The sequence below is a fragment of the Mesorhizobium sp. M7A.F.Ca.CA.004.04.2.1 genome, from assembly GCF_004022825.1.
In the GTDB taxonomy this organism is placed as follows: domain Bacteria; phylum Pseudomonadota; class Alphaproteobacteria; order Rhizobiales; family Rhizobiaceae; genus Mesorhizobium.
The window spans coordinates 1-554 of record NZ_RZPH01001709.1 but is presented as its reverse complement, the minus strand read 5'-3'; the positions used below and the strand labels follow the sequence as shown (position 1 = coordinate 554).

The window sequence follows — 554 nt, the reverse complement described above, 5'->3', positions numbered from 1 at the left end:
CATCCATACTTCTTATAGCGATCGCTTCGTCGATCTCATCGCAGAGGGTTTCGATTGCGCGATCCGGGGCGCCTACCTTCAGGATTCCAACCTGATCGCGAAGCGCGTCGGGCCTATCCATGGAAAGCTTGTCGCGAGCCCGGATTACATCAAAGCGCACGCGTCACCCGAGACTCCGGACGAACTCGTCACCCATCAGGCCCTCATGCAGGGAACGGAAGCCTGGCAGTTCATGGATGGCGACAAGATTGTTACGGTCCAGCCGCAGGGCAGGTTCAAGGCCGACAGCGCCACGGCGCTTGCCGCGGCGGCGGCGGCGGGTCTCGGCATCGCCTGGCTCCCCGATTGCATTACACATGAACATGTGGCCTCCGGCGCGCTGGTCCCGATCATGACACGCTATCCGGTACCTCCGGGAGCTGCGTATGTCGTACGCCCGCCGGGGCAGCATCCTACGCGGAAAGTGCGCGTGCTCACCGACATGCTGATTGAGTATTTCAAACGCAACCCGGATCTTTGGGGTCTTGACGGCTAGGACACGAACGGTTCGAAGC

The 554-nt window shown here is 61.2% G+C and carries 1 protein-coding gene; it reads left to right on the top strand.

Annotated elements, in window-relative coordinates:
- The coding region (locus tag EN893_RS37130) for a substrate binding domain-containing protein (RefSeq protein ID WP_206640275.1) at positions 1 to 535 on the top strand (535 nt) is incomplete at its 5' end.
- Positions 536 to 554 lie beyond the last annotated feature (19 nt).